The sequence below is a fragment of the Burkholderia sp. SJZ089 genome (assembly GCF_007828315.1).
In the GTDB taxonomy this organism is placed as follows: Bacteria; Pseudomonadota; Gammaproteobacteria; order Burkholderiales; family Burkholderiaceae; genus Burkholderia; species Burkholderia gladioli.
Genome location: NZ_VIUM01000008.1, coordinates 191,811 through 215,342, shown reverse-complemented (window position 1 = coordinate 215,342; position 23,532 = coordinate 191,811). Strand labels below are relative to the sequence as shown.

23 protein-coding genes are annotated in these 23,532 nt (G+C 69.2%); 11 read left to right on the top strand and 12 right to left on the bottom strand.

The genetic code is table 11. The features are described from left to right. Positions 1-310: 310 nt before the first annotated feature. Entirely contained in the window at positions 311-1,222 is a 912-nt protein-coding gene (locus tag FB600_RS17105) for a LysR substrate-binding domain-containing protein (protein ID WP_145757127.1), read from the bottom strand. 140 nt (positions 1,223-1,362) lie between these two features. Here FB600_RS17105 and FB600_RS17100 point away from each other — a divergent pair, with 140 nt between their 5' ends. The 4 genes from FB600_RS17100 to FB600_RS17085 all read left to right on the top strand — a co-directional run bounded on the left by FB600_RS17100 (position 1,363) and on the right by FB600_RS17085 (position 7,775). Beyond that, entirely contained in the window at positions 1,363-4,434 is a 3,072-nt protein-coding gene (locus FB600_RS17100) for an FAD-binding and (Fe-S)-binding domain-containing protein (protein ID WP_145757126.1), read from the top strand. 334 nt (positions 4,435-4,768) lie between these two features. Continuing rightward, positions 4,769-6,301, top strand: a complete 1,533-nt coding sequence (locus FB600_RS17095) for a methyl-accepting chemotaxis protein (RefSeq protein WP_145757125.1) — start codon at positions 4,769-4,771, stop codon at positions 6,299-6,301. 77 nt (positions 6,302-6,378) lie between these two features. Beyond that, on the top strand, positions 6,379-6,966 hold the full coding sequence (locus FB600_RS17090) for a TetR/AcrR family transcriptional regulator (RefSeq protein WP_013691148.1): 588 nt from the start codon (positions 6,379-6,381) through the stop codon (positions 6,964-6,966). A 95-nt stretch (positions 6,967-7,061) separates the two neighbouring features. Next, entirely contained in the window at positions 7,062-7,775 is a 714-nt protein-coding gene (locus FB600_RS17085; RefSeq protein ID WP_145757124.1) for a cysteine hydrolase family protein, read from the top strand. Positions 7,776-7,781: 6 nt separating this feature from the next. Here FB600_RS17085 and FB600_RS17080 read toward each other — a convergent pair whose 3' ends face one another. Both FB600_RS17080 and FB600_RS17075 read right to left on the bottom strand, forming a co-directional pair. Next, positions 7,782-8,945 carry a M20 aminoacylase family protein gene (locus tag FB600_RS17080; protein WP_098153029.1) on the bottom strand — a complete coding sequence of 388 codons (1,164 nt, stop codon included), beginning with the start codon at positions 8,943-8,945 and terminating at the stop codon, positions 7,782-7,784. Positions 8,946-9,001: 56 nt separating this feature from the next. Then, positions 9,002-10,237: a diaminopropionate ammonia-lyase gene (locus FB600_RS17075; RefSeq protein ID WP_098153030.1), complete on the bottom strand. Its 1,236-nt coding sequence runs from the start codon at positions 10,235-10,237 to the stop codon at positions 9,002-9,004. Positions 10,238-10,368: 131 nt separating this feature from the next. Between FB600_RS17075 and FB600_RS17070 the strand changes: the two genes are divergently transcribed. Next, the gene (locus tag FB600_RS17070; RefSeq protein ID WP_036036363.1) at positions 10,369-10,845 is read left to right on the top strand and encodes an Lrp/AsnC family transcriptional regulator; all 477 of its coding nucleotides are present in this window, start codon (positions 10,369-10,371) and stop codon (positions 10,843-10,845) included. A 234-nt stretch (positions 10,846-11,079) separates the two neighbouring features. Continuing rightward, positions 11,080-11,511: an organic hydroperoxide resistance protein gene (locus tag FB600_RS17065; protein ID WP_025102239.1), complete on the top strand. Its 432-nt coding sequence runs from the start codon at positions 11,080-11,082 to the stop codon at positions 11,509-11,511. Between the two features lie 66 nt (positions 11,512-11,577). On the opposite strand, the gene FB600_RS17060 is transcribed toward FB600_RS17065, so the two are convergent. Continuing rightward, positions 11,578-12,270, bottom strand: coding sequence for a TetR/AcrR family transcriptional regulator (locus FB600_RS17060; protein WP_186024316.1), 693 nt, complete (start codon positions 12,268-12,270; stop codon positions 11,578-11,580). Between the two features lie 35 nt (positions 12,271-12,305). Beyond that, entirely contained in the window at positions 12,306-12,770 is a 465-nt protein-coding gene (locus FB600_RS17055) for a MarR family winged helix-turn-helix transcriptional regulator (RefSeq protein WP_098182114.1), read from the bottom strand. 146 nt (positions 12,771-12,916) lie between these two features. On the opposite strand from FB600_RS17055, the gene FB600_RS17050 reads away from it, so the two are divergent. Beyond that, a complete protein-coding gene (locus FB600_RS17050) occupies positions 12,917-13,315 on the top strand; it encodes a tautomerase family protein (RefSeq protein WP_145757169.1) in 399 nt (132 codons plus the stop codon). Here the strand turns inward: FB600_RS17050 and FB600_RS17045 are convergent. Further along, positions 13,239-13,646 (bottom strand): DoxX family protein, encoded by a 408-nt coding sequence (locus FB600_RS17045; RefSeq protein ID WP_208446758.1) that lies wholly within the window; start codon positions 13,644-13,646, stop codon positions 13,239-13,241. The two genes, FB600_RS17050 and FB600_RS17045, sit on opposite strands and share 77 nt — an antisense overlap. Positions 13,647-14,183: 537 nt before the next feature. Between FB600_RS17045 and aqpZ the strand changes: the two genes are divergently transcribed. Further along, on the top strand, positions 14,184-14,924 hold the full coding sequence (gene aqpZ / locus FB600_RS17040; protein WP_105820202.1) for an aquaporin Z: 741 nt from the start codon (positions 14,184-14,186) through the stop codon (positions 14,922-14,924). Positions 14,925-15,063: 139 nt separating this feature from the next. Here aqpZ and FB600_RS17035 read toward each other — a convergent pair whose 3' ends face one another. Then, complete coding sequence (locus FB600_RS17035) at positions 15,064-16,365, bottom strand: aspartate aminotransferase family protein (RefSeq protein ID WP_046580609.1); 1,302 nt, start codon at positions 16,363-16,365, stop codon at positions 15,064-15,066. Between the two features lie 148 nt (positions 16,366-16,513). On the opposite strand from FB600_RS17035, the gene FB600_RS17030 reads away from it, so the two are divergent. Beyond that, the gene (locus tag FB600_RS17030) at positions 16,514-17,374 is read left to right on the top strand and encodes a LysR family transcriptional regulator (RefSeq protein ID WP_013691159.1); all 861 of its coding nucleotides are present in this window, start codon (positions 16,514-16,516) and stop codon (positions 17,372-17,374) included. Positions 17,375-17,424: 50 nt separating this feature from the next. Here the strand turns inward: FB600_RS17030 and FB600_RS17025 are convergent, their stop codons facing one another. Then, positions 17,425-17,646, bottom strand: coding sequence for a hypothetical protein (locus FB600_RS17025; protein WP_145757123.1), 222 nt, complete (start codon positions 17,644-17,646; stop codon positions 17,425-17,427). A 45-nt stretch (positions 17,647-17,691) separates the two neighbouring features. Here FB600_RS17025 and FB600_RS17020 point away from each other — a divergent pair, with 45 nt between their 5' ends. After that, positions 17,692-18,018: a hypothetical protein gene (locus FB600_RS17020; protein ID WP_096751669.1), complete on the top strand. Its 327-nt coding sequence runs from the start codon at positions 17,692-17,694 to the stop codon at positions 18,016-18,018. Positions 18,019-18,148: 130 nt separating this feature from the next. Here the strand turns inward: FB600_RS17020 and FB600_RS37515 are convergent, their stop codons facing one another. The 3 genes from FB600_RS37515 to FB600_RS17010 all read right to left on the bottom strand — a co-directional run bounded on the left by FB600_RS37515 (position 18,149) and on the right by FB600_RS17010 (position 21,307). Beyond that, positions 18,149-19,969: a pyruvate kinase gene (locus FB600_RS37515; RefSeq protein ID WP_261383410.1), complete on the bottom strand. Its 1,821-nt coding sequence runs from the start codon at positions 19,967-19,969 to the stop codon at positions 18,149-18,151. Between the two features lie 68 nt (positions 19,970-20,037). Further along, positions 20,038-20,184, bottom strand: a complete 147-nt coding sequence (locus FB600_RS37750; protein ID WP_096752894.1) for a pyruvate kinase — start codon at positions 20,182-20,184, stop codon at positions 20,038-20,040. Positions 20,185-20,395: 211 nt separating this feature from the next. Then, positions 20,396-21,307, bottom strand: a complete 912-nt coding sequence (locus FB600_RS17010) for a DMT family transporter (protein WP_145757122.1) — start codon at positions 21,305-21,307, stop codon at positions 20,396-20,398. 57 nt (positions 21,308-21,364) lie between these two features. Here FB600_RS17010 and FB600_RS17005 point away from each other — a divergent pair, with 57 nt between their 5' ends. After that, a complete protein-coding gene (locus FB600_RS17005) occupies positions 21,365-22,351 on the top strand; it encodes a LysR substrate-binding domain-containing protein (RefSeq protein WP_098153036.1) in 987 nt (328 codons plus the stop codon). Between the two features lie 23 nt (positions 22,352-22,374). Here the strand turns inward: FB600_RS17005 and FB600_RS17000 are convergent, their stop codons facing one another. Beyond that, positions 22,375-23,457 carry a serine protease gene (locus tag FB600_RS17000; protein WP_241171117.1) on the bottom strand — a complete coding sequence of 361 codons (1,083 nt, stop codon included), beginning with the start codon at positions 23,455-23,457 and terminating at the stop codon, positions 22,375-22,377. Positions 23,458-23,532: the final 75 nt, after the last annotated feature.

Below are 23,532 nucleotides of genomic sequence, written 5' to 3'. Positions count from 1 at the left end.
AGCGCGCCCCGATCGTTGCGTGCACACCGAGAACGCGGTCGATACGCGCGCCAAACGGGACTACCGCCGGTCGTCTGGCACAGACTACGGACGCGGGATCGCAGCGTCCAATATGATTTGGCGCGCCTGTCCATATCGGCGCGATATGCGAAACGCGGCACGCGGCGAGGGCCGCACCGCTGCTCGCGACAATCTTTCAGTTTGATTCGCGGTGCCGGCCTCGGCCACGCGCCGGCAGGATTTCCCAAGCGAGTGCCGGGGCGACGGCGACGGCAGCCGGTGGCAGCCCAGCGGCTCAGCGCGAGCCCAGCTAGGCGAGCAGCCAGTCGCGAAACGCGACCAGCACCGGATGCTGGCCGACCCGCGGCGGATAGACCAGGAAGTAGGCACGCGAACTCGGCACCGGATCGAAGGGGCTGACCAGGCGGCCGTCGCGCAGCTCCTCGTCCACCAGCATGCGCGGCACCAGGGCGATGCCGATCCCGGCCACCACGGCCTGGATCAGGTGCGAGGTCAGCTCGAAGCTGGGGCCGGGCCGCGGCGCGTCGTGCGGCAGCCCATGGGCCTCGCACCAGACGCGCCAGGCCTCGGGGAAGTTGCGCACGCGCAGCAGGCTCATGCCGGCCAGCGCCCGCGCATCGGGCGCGGGGCGGCGCCGGCCGGAACCGCCGCGGCGCTTCCAGGCGGCGGGCAGCACCGCGGGATGGCCGACCAGCACCAGTTCCTCGTCGTAGAGCCGATGCGCCACCACCTCGGGCCAGCGCCCGTCGCCGACCGCGATCGCCGCGTCGATCTCCATCGCCGAGAAATCGACGGCGTCGATGCGCGAATGCAGGTCGAGCTGCAAGGCGGGATGCGCGAGGTAGAAGCGATGCAGGCGCGGCATCAGCCACTTGGCGCCGAAGGTCGGCAGCGTGGCCAGCCGCAATTGCGTGGCGGGCGCGTGGGAGGCCAGCACGCGCAGCGTGGCGTCGCGGATGCGCGCCAGCGCGCCGCCGATCTCGGCCATGTAGGCGCGCCCGGCGTCGCTGGGCCTGATGCGCTTGCCCTCGCGCACGAACAGTTCGACCTCCAGCATCGCCTCCAGCGCCTGCACCTGCCGGCTCACCGCGCTTTGCGTGAGCGACAGTTCCTCGGCCGCGCGCGTGAAGCTTTCATGCCGCGCCGAGGCCTCGAAGGCCAGCAGCAGGGACATCGAGGGCGTCAGTTTCCGATAGTTCATTCATAAACCTCATGATCAACCCGAGGAAGATACGTTTGCGGGCGGCGCCGGTCGATCCGACAATTCACCGGTGGCGGTCCGCCCGGAATCGTGAAGGACGCGCCGAATCCAGTCCGAAACCCTTTTCCCCGCCCGCCACGATGACCATTGCCCGGCTCCCCGTCGACGAATCCCTGCCTTCGGCCATCGATCGATTCTTGCATGAATTGCGGGCCGCCGGCTTCGAGGGTGAGATCGACCGGCGCCACGCCACGCGCACGGTGCTGGCCACCGACAACTCGATCTACCAGCGCCAGCCCGCCGCCGCGCTGTTCCCGCGCCACGCCGCCGACGTGGCGCGCCTGGCGGCCCTGCTCGGCGAGGCACGCTTTCGCGGGGTTCATGTGGCGCCGCGCGGCGGCGGCACGGGCACCAACGGGCAGTCGCTGACCGACGGCATCGTGGTCGACCTGTCGCGGCACATGAACCGGATCCTCGCGATCGATCCGGTGGCGCGCACCGCGCGCGTCGAGGCCGGCGTGGTCAAGGACCAGCTCAATGCCGAGCTGAAGCGCCACGGCCTGTTCTTCGCGCCCGAGCTGTCGACCTCGAACCGCGCCACCATCGGCGGCATGGTCAGCACCGATGCCAGCGGCCAGGGCAGTTGCACCTACGGCAAGACGCGCGACCACGTGCTCGCGCTGGAGACCGTGCTGATCGGCGGCGAGCGGCTCGCCAGCGCCCCCGTCGACGAGGCCGCGCTCGCGAGCCTGTGCGCGCGCGGCGACGGCATCGGCCGCGTGCATCGCGTGGCCAGCGGGATCCACCGGCGCGAGGCGCAACGGATTCGCGAGCAGTTCCCGGTGCTGAACCGCTGCCTGACCGGCTACGACCTCGCGCACCTGCGCGACGAACAGGGACGCTTCGATCTCAACAGCGTGCTGTGCGGCTCGGAAGGCACGCTCGGTTTCGTGGTGGAGGCCACGCTGAACGTGCTGCCGATCCCCAGGCACGGCATGCTGGTCAATATCCGCTATCGCGGCTTCATGGATGCGCTGCGCGATGCGCGCGCCCTGCTCGCGCATCGCCCGCTGTCGATCGAGACCGTCGATTCGACCGTGCTGCGGCTGGCGCGCGAGGACATCGTCTGGCAGGGCGTGGCCGAGTTCTTCCCCGACGATGCCGCGGTCGAGGGCGGCGCGCAGGGCATCAACCTGGTCGAGTTCAGCGGCGACGACGCGGACCAGGTTCGCGCGCGCGTGGCCGCCTTCGTGGCGCGGCTGGAGCAGGAAGCGAGCCCCGCGCGCCTGGGCCTGACGATCGCCGATGGCGACGCCGCCGTGAAGCGCGTCTACGCGATGCGCAAGCGCGCGGTGGGCCTGCTCGGCAACGTGCAGGGCGAGGCGCGGCCGCAGCCCTTCGTCGAGGACACGGCCGTGCCGCCCGAGCACCTGGCCGACTACATCGCCGAGTTCCGCGCCCTGCTCGATGCCCGCGGCCTGCGCTACGGCATGTTCGGCCATGTCGATGCGGGCGTGCTGCACGTGCGGCCGGCGCTGGACCTGCGCGATCCGGCGCAGGCCGCGCTGATCCGGCCGATCTCGGACGCAGTGGCCGCGCTGACGCGCCGCTACGGCGGGCTGCTGTGGGGTGAGCACGGCAAGGGCCTGCGCTCCGAATACGTGCCCGACTATTTCGGCGCGCTCTACCCGGCCCTGCAGGAACTGAAGGCGGCCTTCGATCCGCACAACCAGTTGAACCCCGGCAAGATCGCGGCCCCGGCCGTCGACGGCGCGCAACTGCTGCGCATCGACGCCGTGCCGCTGCGCGGCGAGCTCGACCGGCGCATCGACGAACGCGTCTGGCAGGCCAATGCCGACGCGCTCCACTGCAACGGCAACGGCGCCTGCTACAACTTCGATCCCGACGACGCGATGTGCCCGTCCTGGAAGGCCACGCGCGAGCGGATCCACTCGCCCAAGGGGCGTGCCTCGCTGATGCGCGAATGGCTGCGCCTGCAGGGCGAGGCTGGCACCGATCTCACCGCCGAGCCGGTGGCGGCGCCCTTGCCGGCGCGCGCGCTGAACAGCCTGCGCAAGCGGCGCGGCGAAGCCGATTTCTCGCACCAGGTGCACGAGGCGATGGCCGGCTGCCTGGCCTGCAAGTCCTGCGCGGGGCAATGCCCGGTCAAGGTCGGCGTGCCCGAATTCCGCTCGCGCTTCCTGGCCCACTATCACACGCGCTACCTGCGTTCGCTGCGCGACCACCTGATCGGCTCGCTGGAATTCACACTGCCGCGCCTGGCCGCCGTGCCGGGCGCGCGCCGCGTCTACAACGCGCTGCTGGACACGGCGCCGGTGACCGCGCTGATCGAGCGCGCGGCCGGCGTGGTGGACGCGCCGCGCCTGAGCCGCGCCTCGTGGCGCGCAGCGCTGCGAACGGCCGGCGCCGAGCCCGCCACGCCGGCACGGCTCGCGAAACTGTCGGCGGCCGAGCGCGCGCGCAGCGTGATCGTGGTGCAGGACGCCTTCACACGCTACTTCGAAACGCCGGTGGCGGCCGCCTGGCTCGCGCTGGCCGAGCGCCTCGGTTATCGCGTGTTCGTCGCGCCCTTCCTGCCGAACGGCAAGCCGCTGCACGTGCAGGGCTTCCTGCCCGCCTTCGCGCGTGCCGCCCGACGCAACGCGGCGAGCCTGGCCGCGCTGGCCGCGAGCGGCATCGCCCTGGTCGGCCTCGATCCGGCCATGACGCTCGTCTACCGGCAGGAGTATCGCAAGCTGCCCGGCATCGGCGCGCTGCCCGAGGTGCTGCTGCCCCAGGAATGGCTGGTGGCGGTGCTGCAGGCGCGGCCGCGCCCGGCCGAGCTGCCGCCGCGCGCCTTCCGCTTGCTGCCTCACTGCACCGAGCGCACCAATGCCGGCGCCGCCAGCGCGCTGTGGCAGCCGGTGTTCGAGGCGGCGGGCCTCGCGCTGCGGATGCCCGCCAGCGGTTGCTGCGGGATGTCGGGCACCTACGGGCACGAGGCGCGCAATCGCGAAACGTCCGAGCGAATCTTCGGGCAGTCCTGGGCGCGTCATGTCGAGGCGGACGACGACGAACTGCTCGCCACCGGTTATTCCTGCCGCTGCCAGGTGGCGCGCATCAGCGGCAAGCGCCTGCGCCACCCGATCGAGGCGCTGCTCGATGTTTATCGGAATGGGCGCAACATCGAGGACGCGCGCCCGGGCCTGTAATCCGCATATCGATATGACGTGAAGCTTACGCGGCGCGATGAGCGTCGTTCAACGGCTTCACGCCCGGTTTTCAGCAATCGATTTGATTGCATGCGCAACCGATCGGCGCGAAGCGCCGCGCCATCGGCGGCCGCGCGTCCGCCATCGAAGCGGGATCGACGCCGCAACCTCGGGCACGCCTGCACGAATCGGGCGCGCCAACGCAAGCACCGGCTTACAACGCTGCGTTTTCCCGCACATCCCTGCGCATCGAATGCATCGGCGCGCCCTAAAGTGGGCGGCCGGCAGGCCGTTAAAACGACGATTCCATCCATCTTAGTTCAAGGCCTCCAGCATGAAGTTGTCCACCAAACTGACGGTGCTCGTCGTCACGGCATTGCTCGGTATCGTCCTGTTGGCCGCCACCGCGCTGACCATGATGCGAGGCGAACTGATCGACAGCCGCCGCGACGAGATCGCGACCCTGCTGTCGAAGGCCGAGCACGCGGTGAATGTCTACCGCGAGCGCCAGGCGCGCGGCGAACTCACGCTCGAGCAAGCGCAACAGCAGGCCAAGGAGGCGGTCGCGCGCCTCAATGACGAGGACAGCTATTTCTGGGTCAAGAACGCCGAGAACATCAATATCGTCCACCCGAACCCGGCACTGCGCGACAAGCGCGTGATCGACAACCCGACCGCCAGCGGCAGGACCGATCGCGAGGAATACGATGCCCAGCTGGCCCGCTCGCACGTGGCCTTCGTCGACCTGCTGCTCAAGCGCCCCGGCGATGCGCAGCCGGTGCCGAAGCTGCAGGGCGTGGTGCGGATTCCCGAGTGGAACTGGCTGATCGGCACCGGCTTCTTCTACGACCGGATCAACCAGGTGTTCTACCGTCTCGCGGCGATCCTGGCCGGCATCGCGATGGCGATCGCGGTGGTCGTCTCGGCCATCGCGCTGGCCATGGTGCGCAGCGTGCGCCGCACGCTCGGCGGCGAGCCGGCCCATGCCACCGAGATCGCCACCCACATCGCCAACGGCCGGTTGCATCTCGAGTTCGATGCCTCGCGCGCCGCGCCCGGCAGCCTGATCGCCGAGCTCGCGCAGATGCGCACGCGCCTGGCGGCGATGATCGCCGAGATCCAGTCCGCCAGCCACGCCATCGCGCACGGCGCCGGCGAGATCGCCCAGGGCAATATCGACCTCTCGCAGCGCACCGAGCAGCAGGCCGCCTCGCTGCAGGAAACCGCGGCCAGCATGGAGCAGATCACCGGTACGGTGAAGCAGAACGCCGACAACGCGCAGCAGGCCAACGGCCTGGTGGGCAGTGCCACCGAAGCCACCTCGCGCGGCGGCGAGGCGGTGCGCCAGGTGGTCGATACGATGTCGAGCATCGCCGAGCAATCCTCACGAATCGCCGACATCACCTCGGTGATCGAGAGCATCGCGTTCCAGACCAACATCCTCGCGCTCAATGCCGCTGTCGAGGCGGCGCGCGCCGGCGAGGAAGGCCGCGGTTTCGCGGTGGTGGCCGCCGAGGTGCGCTCGCTCGCGCAACGCAGCGCCTCGGCCGCCAAGGACATCAAGGAGCTGATCCAGGTGTCGGTCGACAAGGTGGGCGACGGCAACCGGCTGGTGCAGCTGGCCGGCGAACGGATGAGCGAGATCGACCGCTCGATCGGGCAGGTGGCCGACATCATCGGCGAGATCTCGGCGGCCTCGGTCGAGCAGAGCACGGGCATCGACCAGGTCGGCCGCGCGGTCACGCAGATGGACGAGGTCACGCAGCAGAACGCGGCGCTGGTCGAGCAGGCGGCGGCCGCGGCCACCTCGCTGGACGAACAGGCGGGCAGGCTGCGTTCGGCCGTGTCGGTGTTCCGGCTGGCCTGAGCGCCACGCACCTCGATTGACAGTTAATAGATGACCGGTTACCTTGCTACGCATCCTGCCAACCTGGGACATCGTCCATGCCGCGTCCGCCCAACCCTGAAGTCCGCCTGCGCCTGATCTCCACCGGCCGCCGCGTGGTGCATGAACTCGGCTTCAACGGCTGCGCGGTGCAGGACATCGCCGAGGCGGCCAGCGTGCCGAAGGGCTCGTTCTACAACTACTTCGACAGCAAGGAAGCCTTCGCGGGCGAGATCCTCGAGGCCTATTGGGAGTCGATCGTGGCACGCCACTCGGCCGTGCTGCGCGAGGGCCGGGCCCGGCCGGTCGCGCGCATCCGCAAGTTCTTCCGCCTGCTGTCCGACGATCATCGCGAGGCCGGCTTCGCGCTGGGCTGCCTGATCGGCAATCTCTCGCTGGAGCTGTCCGCCACCAACGAGCAGGCACGCCTGACCGCGCAGCGCCTGCTCGATCACTGGCAGGCGCTGCTGGCCGACTGCCTGCGCGAAGGCCAGGCGGCCGGCGAGGTCGCGCCGGGCGATGCCGACCAACTGGCGGCGATCCTGATCGAGGCCTACGAAGGCGCCGTGATGCGCAGCAAGATCGAGCGCAACGGCCAGGCCTGCGAGCGATTCGAAAAAGTGGTGCTCACCCGTCTGCTGGGGTGAGCTTTTTTTTGGCCCAATAATAAAGCGACCGGTCATTTATTATTCGAAGCCGCCTGTTTCCATTCCCGCATCCCCACCGCTCGAAGGAGCCCCGCATGACCCGTTCCACCCTGCCCTACGCCGATCCGTCCGACCCGGCGCTGCCGCCAACCGGCTTCCAGCTCGACCGCACCAAGGCCGCGCTGGTGGTGGTCGATCCGCAGAACGACTTCCTCAGCCCGTCCGGCGTGAGCTGGCCGTATTTCGGCGAGAGCATCGTCGAGAACGGCACCGTCGATCACCTGGAAACCCTGTTCAGGACCGCCAAGCAAGCCGGCATCCCGGTAGCCGTCTCGCCGCATTACTACTATCCCTGCGACCACGGTTGGCAGTTCGGCGGCCCGCTGGAGAAGACCATGCACGCGCTCGGCATGTTCGAGCGCAAGGGGCCCGTCACGCTCGAGGGCTACGAGGGTTCGGGCGCCGATTTCCTCGAACGCTACAAGCCCTACATCCTCGACGGCGAGACCCTCATCGCCTCGCCGCACAAGGTCTATGGGCCCGAGACCAACGACCTGGCGCTGCAGTTGCGCAAGCGCGGCGTCTCGCAGGTGATCCTGGCCGGCATGGCCGCCAACCTCTGCATCGAGTCGCATCTGCGCGAGCTGGTCGAGCAGGGTTTCGAGGTGCTGGTGGTGCGCGATGCGACGGCCGGCCCGCGCGTGCCCGAAGGCGACGGCTACCTGGCCGCGCTGGTCAACTTCCGCTTCATCGCGCATGCGCTGTGGAGCACCGCGCAGACCGTCGAGGCCCTGCAAGCGACGGCCTGAACGCGCTCAAGCGGCCGGCAGCGCGAGCCGCGCCAGCTCGGCGAAGTAGCGCGCGCCGACCGGCAGCAGCGCGTCGTTGAAATCGTAGGATGCATTGTGCAGCGGCGTGCCGCCCTCGCCGGCCGTCACGCCGTTGCCGATGAACACGAAGTTGCCCGGCACCGCCTGCAGGAAGGCGCCGAAATCCTCGGAGATCATCATCGGCTGCACGTTCGCATCGACGGCCGCCGCGCCGGCCACGCGCGTGGCCGCCTCCACCGCCAGCGCCACGTATCGCGCCGGGTTCACGGTCGGCGCGAACTCGTGCGTGTAGTCGAAGCGGCATTCGGCGCCGTGGCTCGCGCAGATGCCCTCGCTGATCTCGCGCATGCGCCTGGCCAGCATGGCCTGCACCTCGGGCGCGTAGCTGCGCGTATCGCCCTTGATGGTGACCGTCGACGGGATCACGTTGCGCAGCCCGTCGGTGATGAACTCGGTGCAGGACACCACGGCCTGCAGCCCCGGATCGAGATTGCGCGAGACGATGGTCTGCAGCGCCAGCACGATCTGCGAGGCGATCACGATCGGATCGATGCCCATCTGCGGGCGCGCCGCGTGCGTGCCGCGCCCGCGTATCTCGATCACGAAGTTGTCCTCGCTGGCCATGATGCCGCCGGCGCGCGTCGCGAAGCTGCCGGCCGGCATGCCCGGCATGTTGTGCGCGCCGAAGATCGCCTCCACCGGAAAGCGCTCGAACAGGCCGTCGGCCATCATCGCCTTGGCGCCGCGCCCGTGTTCCTCCGCCGGCTGGAACACGAAGCGCACGATGCCGTCGAAGTCGCGCCGCTCAGCCAGCAGTTGCGCCGCGCCGAGCACCATCGACATATGGCCGTCGTGGCCACAGGCGTGCATCTTGCCCGGCACGCACGAGGCATGGGCACGGCCCGGCGCCTGCTCGACGATGTTCAACGCATCCATCTCGGCGCGGATCGCGATCGCGCGCTCGCCGCGGCCGGCCCGCAGGTTCGCCACCAGCCCCGTGCCGCCGATGCCGCGATGCACCTCCAGCCCGAGCGCGCCGAGGATGCGCGCCACCGTGTCCGAGGTGCGGACCTCCTCGAAGCCCGTTTCCGGGTATTGATGAAACTGCCGGCGCCAGCCGGCCAGCTTGTCCTGCAGGGAGCTTTCCATGTTCCTCGTCCTGGCTATCCTCGATGAATTCCCGGTGATCGATACGACGCCGCGCCTCATGCGTCGAGCGGCAGGCGCGCCGCGTCGTCGAGCCAGGCCCGCCGGCGCGCGATCACGGCCTCGGCGGCCTCGCCCGTCAAGGAGGCATAGACGCCCGGCGCGGTCGCACCCTCGGTATTGATCAGCACTACGCGAGAATTCGCGTCGAGCCCGGCGCGCGCGGCCAGCGCGCGATCGCGCATCAGCACCGCCAGCCCCGCGTGGCCGGCCGCGCCCGATTCCCCGGCCAGCACCGGCACGTCGCCATCCACGCCGGCCGCCAGCGCGCGCATCGCCAGCGTCGCGTCGGCATCGTCGATGGTGAGGAAGGCGTCGATGCAGGGCTGCAGGATGCGCCAGGCGAGCGGCGAGGCCTCGCCGCAGGCCAGCCCCGCCATCACCGAATCGACGCTGCCGGAAGCCTGCGCCGCGCGGCCGGCGATGGCGCTCTGATAGAGGCAATCGGCCTGGGCCGGCTCGACCACCAGGAAGCGCGGGCGGCTCGCGCCGAAATGCTCCCACAGATAGCTGGCGATGCCGGCCGCCAGGCCGCCCACGCCGCCTTGCAGGATCACGTGCGTGAAGGGCGGCTGGCCAGCGGCCTGCGCGAGCAGCTCGGCCGCGATCACGCCGTAACCCTGCATCACGTCGCGCGGAATCGCCTCGTAGCCCTCATACGAGGTATCGGACACCACATGCCAGCCCTGCTCGCGCGCCAGCCGCGCCGCGTGCTCCACCGATTCGTCGTAGTTGCCGGCGATCCGCACGATGCGCGCGCCATGAGCGGCGATCGCCCGCTCGCGCTCGGCACTGACCCGCGCATGCAGCACGATCACGCAGGCGCAGCCGAGCGATTGCGCCGCGGCCGCGAGCGCCGTGCCGTGATTGCCGTCGGTGGCGCTGATCACGGTCAGCGCGGCAAGCGCGCCGGCATGACGGCCGGCGAACAGCGCCTGCGGCTCGAAGCGCGCCTCGGGCATCAGGCGCAGCGCGAGGCGCAGCAGCGCGACCGGCGCGCCCAGCGCCTTGAAGCTGCCGAGCGACGAGCGCAGCGACTCGTCCTTGACCGCCAGCGCGGCGATGCCGAAGCGCGCCGCGGCGCCGGGCAGGTTCCAGAGCGGTGTCGCGCCACGCTCGATCAGCGGCCAATGCGCGAGCCAGGCACCGCTCTGCCGGGCCGTGTCGATATCGAGGATGCGACGCAGCGCGTCGGGATAGGGGGTGAAGCAGGCGTTCGGATTGGCGAACAGCATGGATGGGGCTCCCGGGAAACGGATTCGGATCGGGTAAATAATATTTCGCCGTGACGCGAATCCTGTCTCGTTGTTATCCTGCCTGACGCAATTTTTTATCGATTCCGCGTTCATCCGCCCCCGACATCCTCATGACCACGCCCCTCGACACTTACGACCGCAAGCTGCTGGCCGAGATCCAGCGCGACGCGCAAACCCCGCAGAACGAGCTGGGCGCGCGCGTGAACCTGTCCACGGCGGCCGTCAACCGGCGCCTGCGCCGCCTGGCCGAGGAAGGCGTGATCGAGCGCTACACGGCCGTGGTCGCGCCCGAGAAGGCCGAGCACCCGCTCACGATCGTGGTGAACGTCGAGGTGGAGAGCGAGCAGATCGACCTGCTCGACGCGATGAAGCGCAGCTTCGCGCAGTGCCCGCAGATCCAGCAGTGCTACTACGTGGCGGGCGAATGGGATTTCGTGCTGATCGTCGCCGTCAAGCACATGGAGCAGTACAACGAGCTGACGCGGCGGCTGTTCTTCTCGAACAACAACGTGCGGCGCTTCAAGACGCTGGTCAGCATGGGCCGCGTGAAGGTGGGGCTGGAGGTGCCGATGGAGCTGGAGGCCTGAGCGGGCAAGGCGGGCGGCGAGAAGGCGCGCATGCCGGGTGGAATCGGCAAGGCCGCCGCGACGCATCGCGGGCGCCGACGGGCCCGCGCGTTGCTAGGTCGGGATCGCTCGGCCAGCCGCGGCGCGGCTCCACGGCACGGCACGCGATACCGCTGCCGAGCCGGCTGGACGAAAGCCCCGGCGGCGCCTAACATGGGCAGCGCTTTTCCTGCCAACTCGATACAGGAGCACCCCATGTCAGTTGATGCGAAATACAAGACCTCCGCCACGGCAACCGGCGGCGGCCGCGACGGCAAGACCGAGCTCGCCGACGGCACGATGTCGCTGCAGCTCACGGTCCCGAAGGAGCTGGGCGGCCCGGGGGGCGATGGCGCCAACCCCGAGAAGCTGTTCGCGCTCGGTTATTCGGCCTGCTACCTCGGCGCGATGCGCGTCGCGGCCCAGCAGACCAAGATCAAGGTGCCGGATGGCTCGACCGTCAAGGCGACCATCGGCATGGGCCCGCGCTCGGAAGGCGGCTACGGCATCACCGCCGAACTCGACGTCTACCTGCCCGGCCTCGACGAGGCCGACGCGAAGAAGCTGGTCGAGACCACCCACACCATCTGCCCGTATTCGAACGCCATCAAGGCCAGCGTCGACGTGAAGACGACCACGCACGGCTGAGATCGAATCCGTCTTCCACCGGGTTCGACATCGCACGGGGCGGCAAGCCAGGCTTGCCGCCCCGTTTCATTTGCAGGTCTCGATGGGCGATGTGGCGCCGGCCGCGGCCGGCACGTGGCCGCGGATCACGCCGTCCACCACGGCGGGCAGCCCGTCGCAAAGCGCCGCCACTTCCTCGTCGGTCCAGCGCGGCGATACCGCCCCCTGCCAGACCAGCATCAGCGCATCGGTCATGCGCCCGGGCTCGGCCGCGCCCGAGGCCAGGCAATGCGCATGCAGGAAGGCACGCAAGGCGCCGCGCAGCGCCAGGCTGCGCTGGCCGGTGGCGGGCAGGGCCTCGCCCTGCGAGGTCAGCCGGGCCAGCCGGCAATCGCAGGCCGCATCGGCACGCACGCGCCGCGCCAGATCGTCGAACAAGGCGATCAGCACCGCGCGCGGCGTGCCGTCGGTGGCGCCGGCGATCTCGTCCCAGCGCGCGCGCTCGCCGTCGCAAAGCCGCCCGGCCACTTCGTCGAGCAAGGCCGCGCGCGAGCCGAAGATCCGGTAGATCGCCATCTTGTGCAGGCCCGCGCGCTCGGCGATGCGATCCACATGCACGGGCTCGCCGCCGTCGCGCTCGACCAGGTCCACCACGGCCTGCAGGATCGCCGCGCGCGAATCCTCGGCGCGGCGATAGCGGGCGCGCGCCGGCGCGGCCGGCCCGCGCCGCCTGAGCCGGATGTCGACGAGATCGGGCGAATCGCCGGGAGCAAGGTCCATGGCAGGGATCGGGAAGTCGGGCCGGCCGGTGCTGTTCATGGCTGCGCCGGGGCGTCGTCCCAGGGACTGAAACCGGTGTTCAGCACCGCCGCGAGCGAGCGCCGCAAACCGGCCGCGCGCTGCTCGCCATAGGACTGTTCGAAGGCATCCTGCACCTGCTGCCAGACCGGCAGCGCCTGGCGATAGACGCGCTCGCCGGCCGCGGTGATCGAGATCGCCTTGCGGCGGCGATCGTCCTCGCCGGGACGGATCGCCAGCAGGCCATCGCGCTCGAGCGGCTTCAGGTTGGTCGACAGCGTGGTGCGGTCCATCGCCATCACGGTGGCCAGCTCGCCCACGCCGAGCGGGCCGCCCGCGCGCAGCTTGTGCAGGATCGAGAATTGGGTGGCGCGCAGCCCGACCTGGCTGAGCGCGCCGTCGTAGAGCGCGCTCAGGTAGCGCGAGGCCTTGCGCGCGGCCAGGCAGTTGCAGCGTCCGTCGAGGTTCGTGCTGGTGTCCATGATCGGAAGGAGATGGAGGGCATCGCTCGTCGCGCGAGACGGTTTCGCATCGCGCGCATCAGGCGCCGAAGCGGCTGCCCCGCCGCCCGCTTCGCGAGACGCGACAAGACGCGAGCGGATTGCCGGCGGGGACTGCGCTGCATATTATGCGCATATCAACGCATTGTAAAGCGAGGGCGGGCCGCTACGACTCGACGCAAAAGATGGCCATCGCCGAGGCGCTGAACCAGTCATTGGTGGAGGTGCTAGGCATTCCTCGCGGCGATCGTTTCGTCATGCTTAGCGAGTGCGGCGAAGACGAGCTGTTCATCGACCCGGACTTCATGGGCATGCAGCGCAGCGACAAGGCGATGATCATCACCGTGCTGCTCGGCGCGCATCGCGGGAAGGACGACAAGACGGCGCTGCTGGTCGCGGAGCGCGTGGAGGCGCATCCCGACGATGTGTTCGCCGCGCTGGTGAGGCGCCTCAGGCCCGCCGCGCCAGGCGGCGCGCCCAGACCGCGTCGAGGCTCAGGGACTCGCCGCCGCGCACGAGCAGCATGAGCGTGATCAGCAGGTACAGCGACTCGGGCAGATAGAGCAGCCAGCTGGTCCAGCCGATCGGCCCGAGCCCCGCCGGGATCTGGTGAAGCCCGACGGTGGCCAGCGCGACGCCGCTAATCGCGAACAGCACCAGCGCGGCCGGGCGCGTGCCGAGGCCCAATGCCAGCAGCAGGCCGAACAGGCACTCGCAGCCCGCCACGAACGGCGCCATCAGCTCGGGACAGGGCACCTGCGCCTCGGTGACGGTCTGCAGCATCGCGGCGCGATTTCCCGGCAGCACCAGCTTGTTGAAACCGGAAGCCGAAAAGAATACGCCGGTCGCAATCCGCATCAGCGCGATCGGCCAACTCGCCGGATAAGCGGATGACGGCTGCACCAACGCAATACGCCGCAGAGTGTGAAATATGTTCATATTGAATTCATGACTAAAAAAATCGCGTATCTTGCCGGCATCGTGACTCGTTTACCGCATTAGGCATTTCGAACCGGTCCGAATCAATCGCCGAGGTTTAATCGCGAAACCCTACCCGCGTCACGCCTGGCGGGCAAGCCGGAAATTCGCAAAGCCCTTAAAAACAGGGGCGATGGGCGATAGCGCGATGCGCCCTGTCGGCAAATCGACAGGATGATGCATCGCAAAAAAATCGTTTGAATCGATTTGATGGTTTTTTACATTGCAGCGCCGATACTCGCATGAAAATCCGCTTGGACCAGTCCGAAACGATTCATGCCGGCTTTACCCTGCCGGAATTACCGGGATACCCGTAATCGGGCATATCCATTTCGACAATCTCGACCTAGTATGAAATCGGCCGATTCCAGCGGCCGTTTCGGTGTCATCGATCCATCCTGATGAGGAGTCCAACTCATGAACCTGTCTCACCGACTCGCCGCTGAAGTCTTCGGCACCTTCTGGCTGGTACTGGGCGGCTGCGGCGCGGCCGTGCTCGCGGCCGCGTTCCCGCAACTGGGCATCGGCTTCGCCGGCGTCGCGCTGGCCTTCGGACTGACCGTGCTGACCATGGCCTTCGCGATCGGCCATATCTCGGGCTGCCACCTGAACCCGGCCGTCAGCGTCGGCCTCACCGTGGCCGGCCGCTTCCCGGCACGCGACCTGGTGCCCTACATCGTCGCGCAGGTGGTGGGCGGCGCGCTCGGCGCCTTCGTGCTGTACCTGATCGCCACCGGCAAGCCCGGCTTCGACGTGGTGGGCAGCGGCTTCGCGACCAACGGCTTCGGCGATCGCTCGCCCGGCCATTACTCGCTGGGCGCGGCCTTCATCTGCGAAGTGGTGATGACGGCCTTCTTCCTGTTCGTGATCCTCGGCGCCACCGACAAGCGCGCGCCGGCCGGCTTCGCGCCGATCGCGATCGGCCTGTGCCTGACGCTGATCCACCTGATCTCGATCCCCGTCACCAACACCTCGGTGAACCCGGCACGCTCGACCGGCCCGGCGCTGTTCGTCGGCGGCGACGCGATCGGCCAGCTGTGGCTGTTCTGGGCCGCGCCGCTGATCGGCGCCGTGATCGCCGGCGTGGTCTACCCGATCGTGGCGGGGCGCGGCTCGGTGGTCGACGCGCTGCCCCCGGCGGCGGCGCCCGCCGAATGAAAAACGGCGGCGCGAGCCTGCCGATGCAGGTTCGCGCCGCCGTTCGTTCCCAGTCGCTGCTGCAGCAGCAGAGCAGGACAAGCATGCCGCGCTTCCTCGCGAAGCGCCCGCCCTCCCCCTTGCCCGCCCCTCCCCCGCCTCAGATCGACTGCTCGATCGCCTTGCCGAGCAGTTCCACGCCCAGGTCGACCTCCTCCTCGCTCACCGTCAGCGGCGGCGCGATCCGGAACACGCCGCCCATCCCCGGCAGTTGCACGATGTTCATGCTCAAGCCGAGCTTCATGCATTCGCGCGTGATCTTCGCGCCGAGCCCGTCGGCCGGCTCCTTGCTGCGGCGATCCTTGACCACCTCCATGCCCAGCAGCAGCCCGCGCCCGCGCACGTCGCCGATGCAGTCGTAGCGCTCCATCAGCCCGAGCAGGCCGTGGCGCAGGCGCTCGCCCATCTGGTTGGCGCGCGCCACCAGCCCTTGCTTCGCCACCACGTCGAGCACGCGCAGGCCGACCGCGGCCGGCAGCGGATCGGAAACGTGGGTGGTGTAGAACAGGTAGCCGCGTTCGTGCGCGCGCTCCTCGATCTCGGCCGAGGTGACCATCGCCGCCAGCGGCAGGCCGGCGCCCAGCGTCTTCGACAAGGTCAGGATGTCGGGCGTCACGCCATCGCGCTCGAACGCGAACATCGTGCCGGTGCGGCCCACGCCGGTCTGCGCCTCGTCGAGGATCAGCAGCATGCCGCGCTCCTCGCACTTGCGCTTGAGCGCGGCCAGGTAGCCCGGCGGCAGCTCGATGATGCCGCCCGAGCTGAGGATCGGCTCGGCGATGAAGGCCGCCAGGTTGCCGCTCGACTGGCGGTCGACCAGGTCGAAGGCGTAGTCGAGCTCGGCCAGGTAGTCGTAGCGGCCCTCGCGCTCGAAGCGCGGGCGATAGGTGAAGGGCGCGGGGATCGCGAACGAGCCGACCGCCGCCGGGCCCACGCCCTTGCGCCCGGCGCTGTAGGTGGCCGAGGCGGCGTGCCCGGTCATGCCGTGCCAGGACTGCGCGAAACCCACCACCTCGTACTTGCCGGTGACCAGCTTGGCCATCCGGATCGCGGCCTCGTTGGATTCCGCGCCGGTGCTCAGCAGCAGGGCGCGATCGAGCCCGGGCGGGGTGATCTCGGCCAGGCGCGTGGCGAGATCCACCACCGGCCGCGACAGCATCCCGCTGAACAGGTGGTCGAGCTTGCCGGCGTATTCGTTGATCACCGAGACGATCTCGGGATGGCTGTGGCCGAGCACGGCGCTCATCTGCCCCGAAGTGAAATCGAGGATCGCGCGGCCGTCGGCGTCGTAGACGAAGCTGCCCTGCGCGCGCTCGATGATCATCGGTTCGAAGCTGCCGCCGTAGCGGATCAGGTGCTGCCTGGCGCGTTGCCAGAACTGCTCGTCTTGGTTGCGGGACACCGTGGTTCTCCTGGCTGGACTGGCGGATCCCTCGCGGCGACGGACCCGGGTGAACGAATGCTTGCAGTCTAGTGGCCGCTCTGGTTTTATAGAATCTAATAGTTTTAATGCCAGATAGTAGCTCGGCTAATACCTTGGGGAACCTGCCTTGAGCCAGACACTCGATATCGACCTGCTGCGCAGCTTCGTCGCGATCGCGGAAGTGCGCGCGCTGAGCCGTGCCGCGGATCGCGTCGGCCGCACCCAGTCCGCGCTGAGCCAGCAGTTGCGGCGCCTGGAGGAGATCGTCGAGCAGCCGCTGTTCCAGCGCACCGGGCGCGGCGTGGTGCTCACGCATCCCGGCGAGCGCCTGCTCGGCCATGCGCAGCGCATCCTGCGGCTGCACGACGAGGCGCTGGCCGATCTCTCCGGCAAGGGTCTGTCCGGCACGATCCGCTTCGGCTGCCCCGAGGATTACGCCACCACCTTCCTGCCGCCGCTGCTGCGGCAGTTCTCGATCCAGCATCCGCATGCGCAGGTCGAGGTGTTCTGCGCGCCGTCACCGCGCCTGCACGAGCAACTGGCCAAGCACGCGATCGACCTGGCGATGGTTTCGGTGGCCGATGGGCAGCCGGCCGGCAGCGGCCCGATCCGCCGCGAGCCGCTGGTCTGGATCGGCTATCCGGGCCTCGCGCCGGCCGATTTCGAGCCCTTGCCGCTGGCACTGTCCGATCCCGACACGCTCGACCATCGCGCCGCCTGCGCGGCCCTGCAGCGCGCCGGGCGCGCCTACCGGATCGCCTACGCGAGCAGCAGCCTGGCCGGCCTGATCGCGCTGGTGCGTTCGGGGCAGGCCTTCGCGGTGGTCACCCAGATGGCCGTGCCGCCCGATCTGGCGATCCTCGGCGGCGATCCGGGCCTGCCGGCCCTGCCGGCAGTCGGCATCACGCTGCGGCTCGAGCAGGCCCAGCCCTCGCCGCTGGTCGAGGCCTTCGCCGAACATATCCGCGCCACCCTGCCCTCGCTGTGACGGCCCGGCGATTCGTTCGCGATCCTCATCGATCTCGCGCGACGGGCATGTCAGGAGAGCAGGCGCTCGAACAGCGGCGCGAGCGTGTCGATCCGCATCTGCCGGCCCACCCCGGCCGGCGGCGACAGCCCGATCATCTGCCGCATCATCTGGAAACCGGCGATCAAGGCGAGCACCAGCGCCGCGCGTTGCGGCGCATGCGCGCCATCGAGCAGGGACGCGATCGCGCCGAGTCGGAAACGCTCGATTGCCTCGTTGCTTGAACTTTTCAATTTCCCGACGATCCATACCCGCTTTCAGGTAGATCGGAGAAGTTCATGCTGCGTATCGCGACCACCCTCGTCCTGCTGGGCACCGGCGCCCAGGCGCTTGCCGCCGGGGAAACGCGCCCCTCCCTGTTCAAGGAATACGACGTGCTGGACAAGCGCGACAGGATCCGGCGCGAAGACCATCTGCGCGACTCGCTCAGGAACGACGCGGAAAAGAGACGGGCCGCGGGGCTCGGCATGTACCCGCAGCATGGGCAGCGCAACGTCGAGCAAGCCGGCAACCTGTCGGTCAAGCCGTATTCGAAGAATATCGATTCGTACTGCTACCAGGAATCGGGCAGCTCGACGACCTGCGGCTCGCGCCTGAACTGGTAAGCCCCTTCATCCCGCTGCGGCCTTCGCGCGCTGCGCCAGTTCGGCAAGCCGCTCGCGCCCGAGCGGGCGCAGCAGCGCCTGTTCCGCGGTATCCAGCGCATCGCCGCGGCTTCGACGCAAGGCGAGCCGCCTAACGATGCGACACCAGCAGCACCAGCGGCATGGTGATAGCCGCCAGCGCCGTCTGCACGGTGATGATGCCGGCCGACAGGCGATGATCGCCGCCCAGCAGCTTCGCCATGATGTAGGCCGAGGGCGTGCAGGGCAGCGAGTTGAACAGCACGATGGTGGTCAGCGCCGGGCCGTGGATGCCGAGGCTCACGCCGATCCACAGCGTCAGCAGCGGCACCAGCAGCAGCTTGATGAAGGAGGACTGCAGCACCGGTCCGCGCGCCGCGCGGGCCGCCTGCATGTCGAGCCCGGCGCCGACGGCCAGCAGCCCCAGCGGCAGGGAGGCCGCGCCGAGGATCGAGAGCAGGCTCGACAGCGTGGCCGGCAACGTGAGGCCGCCGAGATTGAACAGCGCGCCGAGCAGCACCGCCATGATCACGGGGTTCTTCAGCACGGCATTGAGGACCTGCCCCGGCGTGGGCGCGCCGCCGCTGCCGTAGCGCATCAGGATCACCACCGAAGCCACGTTGAGCAGCGGAATCGCCACCGCGATGCTGATCGAGGTCAGCGTCAGGCCCGCGCTGCCGTACATCGCGGCGGCGGCGGCCACGCCCACGTAGGTATTGGGCCGCAGCGAGCCCTGGATCACCGAGGAGAACACCGCGCCCGGCTGCCGGCTCCAGAGGCGCCAGCCATACAGCAGCAGCGCGCCGGCGCCTACCGCGCCGAGGATCGCGATCGCGATCGGGCGGATCGGGAACTGCGTGAGGTTGGCGCGGGCGACCTGGCTGAACATCAGGGCCGGAAACATGTAGTAGTAGTTCAGCGTCTCGCAGGGCAGCCAGAACGCGTCGGCGAGCAACCGGCGCTGGCGCAGCACGAAGCCGAGCAGGATCAGGGCGAAGATCGGCTGCTGCACCTGCGCCATCGACACCAGCCGGGCCGCGTAACCGGTACGCGACAGCACCACGATGCGCGTGATCGGCAGGCTGCGCGCCAATGCCTGGGTAGCCGCCCGCAGGTCGAGCCGGCTGGTCGGCACGCCGCCGAGCGGCGGCGCCACCGCGTGCCGGTGCCCCTCGGCCAGCGTGACGATGCTGCGCAGGCGCGCCACGGCCTCCACCGGGAAGCGGCCGACCGCGGTCTCGCCCGAGAGCATCACCGCCGAGGCGCCGTCGATCACCGAATTGGTCACGTCTCCGATCTCGGCCTTGGTCGGCAGCGGGCTCTCGATCATGCTGTGCAGCAGCTCGGTGGCCACGATCACCGGCTTGCCGTAGCGCTGCGCGGCCGCGATGATCGTCTTCTGGTGGATCGACACGTGATCGATGCTGGTCTCGACCGACAGATCGCCGCGATCGATCATGATGGTATCGGTGGCGCCCGCGATTTCGTCGAGATGGTCGAGGCCGCCCTGGTTCTCGACCTTGGCGACGATCTGCGGCGTCGGCGCGTCGATCAGGGCGCGGATCGCCTCCACGTGGCGCGCCGATTCGACGAAGCTGATGCCGACGAAATCCACGCCGACGCGCCTGGCGAACGCGATCATGTCGCGATCGCGCGGCGTGACGAGCTCCTGGCCCAGGGCGATCTCGGGAACGTTGATGCCCTTGCGGCTCTTGAGCGTGCCGTCCGTTTCCGCGACCACATGCACGTCGGGCCCCTCGACTTCGGCCACCTGGAACGACAAGGTGCCGTCGTCGGCGTAAATGCGCACGCCGGCACGCAGCTTCTCATGAAACTTCGCGTAATTGACCGGCACCTTTTGCGAACCGTCATGCGACAGGTCGGTAGTCAATATCAGACAGTCCCCCGTCTTGAACGACGGTTCGACACGCAACTGGATAGTGCGGATCTTGCGCCCCGGAATATCGAGCAGGATCGGCAGTTCGGGCAGGGTTTCCCGAATCAGGGCAATGGTGGTCTCTGCCAGGCCAGGTCGCCATGCGAGCCGTTCAGGCGCGCGACCGTCATGCCCGCGCGCTGCAAGGCCAGCAAGGTGGAAGGATGGTTCGAAGCCGGCCCGATGGTTGCGACGATTGTTGTTCTGGACATTTCTTTTTCTGTCGTTGGTTTGCACGCGGCAAATATGACAGAAATATGTCAGCGCCTTTAATAATAAAAACTTGGCCAATTAGACGCCAAAGAAATAAAGCTCGTCATTCGAAGTCGAAACATCAATAACGCTGTTGAAACGCCGTTCAATCAAATGGCGCCATCGAATTCAAAATGAGACCTTGATTCGCCTCGCTTCGAAAATCCCCTTTCACCCCCGCCCGCGCCACGCCACCAGCACCACGCCCGCGATCGCCGTGGCGCCACCCGCCAGCGTGGCGAGGCCGGGACGCTCGCCGGTCAGCCAGGCCGACAGCGCGGTGGCCACGGCCGGCGACAGGTACAGGAAGTTCGCCGCGCGCGCGGCGCCGAAATAACCGAGCGCGTAGGTCCAGCTCGCGTAACCGAGCGCGGCCGGGAACACGCCGAGCATCAGCACCGCCGCGAGCGTGCCGTGAGGCGCCGCGGGCAGCGCGCCGATCGAGGCCGGCAGCCACGGCGAGAGCCATAAAGCCCCCGCCAGCAGCGTATAGGCCGTGCAGGCCAGCGGCCCGTAGACGGGAATCAGCCGTCGCTGCAGCACGAAATAGCTCGCCGTGCAAAAGGCCGCCGCGAGGATCAGCGTGCTGCCGGCGCCGAGCGCCAGGCCGCCCGGCTGGCCGCGCGCGATCACGGCGATGCCGGCCAGGCTGACCAGCGAGCCGATCCATCCCCAGGCATTGATGCGCTCGCCGAGGAACAGCACCGCCAGCACGGCGGTGAAGATCGGCAGCGTGCTGGCGATGAAGCTGGCCGCGCCGGGAGCGACGGTCTGCTCGCCGGTGTTCAGCAGGGCGTTGTAGAAGGCGATGCCGAACAGCCCGCACAACAGGAAGCGCAGGCTGTCGCGCCAGCCCGGCAGGCGCGGCCGCCGCCAGGCCAGCCAGGCGAGCACCAGCACGGCGGCGGTGCCGAAGCGCCCCGCCGCCAGATGCAGCGGCGACAGGCCCTGCAGGCCGATGCGGATGAAGGGAAAGGCCGAAGCCCAGGACACCACCGTGAAGGCGACGGCGCCGAGCGCGAGCAGCACCTGCCTGAGATCGCGCGGCGAGCCGTTTTTCGAAGCCGGGGAGAGCGTGTTCATGCCAGGATCGTGCCGCATCGCCAGCTGTTAAGCTAGCGCATCGATCAACGTCTTCCTGTGAATATGGCTCACAGCTCATCTCGCCCTCGCGTCCCGTCCGCGGCACGGCTCGCCGACGCCGCGCCCGACGCCGCGCGGCCACCACTGGCCAGCCTCGAGACGGTCTGCAACGTGGCGCGCCACGGTTCCTTCCTGGCTGCCGCCGAGATCTCCGGCCTCACGCACGGCGCGATCAGCCGGCGCATCGCGGCCGTGGAGAACTGGCTCGGCGTGAAGCTGTTCGAGCGCCACGCGCGCGGCGTGCGGCCGACCCTGGACGGGCAGCGCTTCGTCAGCCGCATCGAGCAGGCCTTTGGCATCATCGACAGCGCGGCCGACCAATGGCGCTCGCCGCGCAGCGCGCGCCTGGTCAAGCTGAGCATGGTGCCGGCCTTCGCCAGCCTGTGGTTCCTGGCCCGCCACGGCGATCTGGAGAACGAAGCACCGGCCCTGCGCATCGAGCTCGACATCGACCATCGCACCGTCGATATCGCGGGCGGCCAGGCCGACCTGGCGATCCGCTACGGACGCGGCAACTGGCGCCATCTGGAGGCCAGGCCCTTCCTGCCCGAAGCGCTCTACCCGGTCGCGCATCCGGCGCTGGCCGCGCAACTGGCCAAGGCCATGCGCCGTCACGGCGAGGCCGCCCTGCTCGATGCCCCGCTGCTGCACGACTCCGACGCGACCGGCTGGCGTGCCTGGTTCGAGCCGCTCGGCATCGCGCTCAAGCCGCGCGCGCAGGATCGGCGCTTCGAGGACTACACGCTGGTGCTGGCCGCCGCCGAGGCCGGGCTCGGCGTGGCGCTGGCGCGCGTGCCGGTGGCCGCCGCCCATCTGGCGCGCAGCCCGCTGGTGCGCCTGAGTCGGCGCGAGGTGGTTTCGCCGCTGACGGCGTACATCGTGCACGCGCGGGATGAATGCCGCCCCGAGGTGCTGGCGCTGATCGACAGGTTATTGAGGATGGCGAACCAGGAAGCGGCGGGCCTGGCGGGCGCCGGCGGCTGACATCGCGGCACCGGCCGTGCCCCTCACCGGCTGGCCTGAGACGGCGCGGCTGCCGGCGCCGAGGCAGGCGTGCTGGCGGAACCTGGCGCCTGCCAGACCACCGCGTTGTCGACGGCATACAGCCTGAAGGTGACGTTCGACTTGCGGCAATCGTCCTTGAAGCGCGCGAATTCGGCCGAGCTCGAGAAGCTGCCGAACTTGCCGTCGCTGGTGAACACGAAGACGCGCGGCGCGGCCAGCAGCAGGAACTGCTTGTAGGCCAGCACCACCGGCGCCTTCTGCGCGGCCGGCACCGGCAGCGCGTCGGCATCGCCGAGCGCGGCGTAGCCGCTGCCCGCCACGCTGCCGTCGGCGCCGAAGCGCACCCCGGCGGCCTTCATCTCGCCCTGCCAGGCCGCGATTTCCTTCGCATAGCGCTCGGGAAGCTGGGCGACCCATTCTGCCGGATACGAGAACGCGAAATTCTCGGTGGCCGTCGCCACCGAACGCACCACGCCCACCAGCCTGCCTTGCTGGTCGAACAGGCCGCCGCCGCTGGAGCCGCTGGTGACGGGCGTGGACGACTGGATGATCGGCACCGTGCTCTCGGGCTCCTGGCGCAGCGAGGAAATCAGCCCGTCGGTCAGCGACAGTTCCAGCCCGCGCGGGCTGGAGATCACGTAGACGCGCTGCCCGACCCGCAAGGTGCTGATCGGCGCGACCTGCACCGGCGTCACCTCGAACTTGCCGGCCACGCGCAGCAGGCAGAGGTCGCGGCGGTTGTCGGGGTCGCGCAGCACCTCGTCCACCTTCAGCGTGGCGCCGTTGTTGCCCAGCGTCACTGCGATCGACTTCTCGACCACGTGGCAGGCGGTGATGAAACGGCCCGGCGCGATCAGCACCGCGCTGCCGATCAGGTACTGGTTGCCTTGCGGCTGCTGGGCCCGCACCGTCCAGACCTTCGGCGAGACCGCCGCGAACACCTGCTCGGCCTGGCTGCCGCCATTGCCGATGTCGTTGGCGGGCGCCGTGCCGGCTTGCGCGAACGCACCGGCGCCGAAGCCGCACCACAGCAGACAGGCGGCATGGCGCAGGATGGCGGCGAAGCCTGCTCGGTCGATTCTCAAGGGACGTCTCCTTGCATTCGGATCACGCGATGGACGGCTGCCCGGCGCCGCCACGACGGCGTGCCAGGTCCCGAT